The following is a 2,788-nucleotide window of genomic DNA, read 5'->3' as shown; positions in this document are numbered from 1 at the left end:
GACGACGCGCACGGCCGGGCCGCCCGCGCGCCGGCGGGCGGCGAGCGCCGCACCGCGGCGAACGACGACATCGGCCTCGCCGCCGCGCACCCGGAAACGACCGAGACCGCCCCGCCCGACCCCGGCGCGTCGAAACCGGGCTGGGTCACGCGGATGCAGATGCGCTTCGGCGGCGCGGCGCTGCCCGAAGCCGCGCAGGCACTCGCGATGCAGTCGGGCACGCTCGCCACGCAACTGCGCATGCTGCAGGACGCCGGCTGGCGCGTGACGCTCGGCAAGCGCGGCGGCGGCAGCCGCATCGATCCGCGCAAGCGCCGCGTGACGATCGACGGCGCGCTCCAGCATCCGGGCAGCATCACGTATACGCTCGCGCACGAAGCGCGTCACGCGGTCGAGGCGATGGCCGGCGTGCTGAACCTCGACTACGGCAACCGCAGCCGCTTCACGCGCAAGGCGCTCGAAGCCGAGGCGCGCGCGCAGATCAACGCGTTCGAGGCACGCTACGAAATCGAGCTCGCGGGCGGCGGCGACATTGCCGCGCACGTGCGCCTGCCGGATGCGATCGAGCGCGAAGGCGACGCATGGCGCGCGCCGTCGCACGACTATGCGGGCACGGTCGGACGCCTCGTCGACGCATTCGCGGATGCGCCCGTGTCGGGCCGCGACGGCGAAACCTACCGCGATTTCTACGACGACGTGTGGTCGCGCCAGAAGCGCCGCGGCGGCATCCCGCGCCGGATGCCCGCGCCGCAGACGCACGAGACCGGCGGCACACCGCACGGCGTGCGCAGCTTCGACGAACGCGTGGCATGGAGCCGCGCGCATGCCGAATATGCGTCGCCGTTCGGCGATGGGCCCGTGCCCGCGGCGGCCGACCTGCAGGCGGCACGCAGCCGCCACTTCACGATGCTGGAGGACGAAGGCGTGCTGATGCTGCACGCCGACACGTTGCCGGACGGCACGCTGCTCGCGGGCGGGCAGCCGGCCGGCGTGCATGAATACGCGCTCGACCAGGCGCCGTCGTTCCTGGTCAAGGAGGGCTATTCGATCGTGCTGTCCGCGAAGCACGGCGGCGAGGCGGCCGCCGCCGGGCTCGCGAATCTGTGGCAGCGGCCGGTGTACGCGCCGCCCCCGCACGCGGTCGGCGAACGCGCGGCGCTGCTCGACACCGGCGTGTTCCGTCGCTACGACCCGGCGCCCGCGGCACCGCACGATCTCGGGCAACTGACGGCCGACGCCGAAGGCGTGCACCTCGAAGGCAATCCGGCCGCGCGGATCGACGTCGAGCGTCACGTCGGCGAGCTGCTCGGCGCCGGCGCCGAAAAAACCGTGTTCGCGCTCGGCCACGATGCCGCGCTCGCGGTTTACGACAACGGTCCGCATACGTCGGAAGCCCGCCAGATCGAGGCGGCGATCGACGAGAGCATCGCACTCGACGATCTCGCGTCGTACGGGCTGAAGACCGTGACGATGGACGGCCCGTTCTCCGCGCTGAACCGCGTCGCCGTGCTGTACCGGCCGCTCGGCGTGTTCCACAGCTTCGGCTTCGAGACGGGCGCGCTGCCGCACGTGGTGTCGCGCGCGGCGCTCGAGCACCTCCGGCAGATTCGCGAAGTCGTCGAACGCACGGGCATCGGCTTCGACCTGCAAGGCCTCTTCACGCGCGGCGGCGACTTCCTGCTGAGCGACCCCGGTGCGATCGGCATGGGCGCGGGCGAGCATTTCACCACGCTGCAGCGGCTCGCGGTGATCGAGCGCGCGCTGACGCAAGGCCTCGAGCGCGGCCACGTCGAACTCGCGCATCCGCGACTCGCCGAAACGCCGCCGCCCGATGCGTTCGTGCAAAAGCCGTCGGTCATCACGCGCGTGCGGATGCGCTTTGGCGGCGCGCCGCTGCCGAAGGAAGCGTACCGGCTGATCGACGCATCGAGCCTGCTGTCGCAGCAGCTTCGGCTCGGCGCCGACGCAGGCTGGAAAGTCGTGCGCGGCAAGCCCGGCGCCGGCAGCAAGATCGACACGCGACGGCGGCGCGTCACGATCGACGGCGGACTGCAGTCGACCGGATCGATGGTCTACGTGCTCGCGCACGAAGCCCGCCATGCGCTCGAGGCCGCGACCGGCACGCTCGGGCTCGACTACGGCTCGACGCAGCGCTACGTGCGCAGCGCGCTGCTCGCCGAGGCGCGCGCGCAGGTCAACGCATTCGCGGTGCGCGACGAGATCCGCGCGAACCTCGGCATCGACATCGGCCGCCACGTCGCGCTGCCCGACGCGATCGCCAACGAATACGGTCGCGCGCGGGCCGGCGACGCCGCCTCGCTCGCGCGTCTCGCCGACGCGTTCGAGCACAGCCCGACGTCGCTCGACGGCGGCGTGACCTACGGCGAGCTGTATCGGCGTCACGCGCAGGCCGCGCGGCACACCGGCGTCACGATGCCGGCGCCGCGCGAGACGGCCGCGACGCTCGCCGAAGAAACCGCATGGTCGCGCGCGCGTCCGGTGAAGGCATCGCCGTTCGACGGCAAGCCGGTGGCCGGCGTCGACGCGCTGACGCTGGACCGCTCGGGCCCGCTGTCCTACGACCGCGACGGCCGCATCGTGATCGTGCATGGCGTCACCGACGCGCAAGGCCGCCTCGTCGATCCGGACGGCCGGCCGTACACGCCGGTCGAGGTCACGCTCGCGCACCGTTCGGTGCTCGGCCTGCCCGGCTCGTCGGTGATTCTGTCGGCACGCAACGGCCGCGATGCCGCCGCCTGGCTCGCGAACGTGTGGCAGCGCCCCGTCT

The 2,788-nt window shown here is 72.8% G+C and carries 1 pseudogene; it reads left to right on the top strand.

The features are described 5' to 3' along the window. A pseudogene (locus JMF86_RS18265) lies at positions 1-2,788 on the top strand (LWXIA domain-containing protein); the annotation flags it as partial.

The sequence above is a fragment of the Burkholderia sp. E168m15 genome, assembly GCF_016586105.1.
GTDB lineage: Bacteria > Pseudomonadota > Gammaproteobacteria > Burkholderiales > Burkholderiaceae > Burkholderia > Burkholderia orbicola.
Note: the sequence above shows the minus strand (reverse complement) of the source record. Positions and strands in the feature narration are given on the sequence as shown.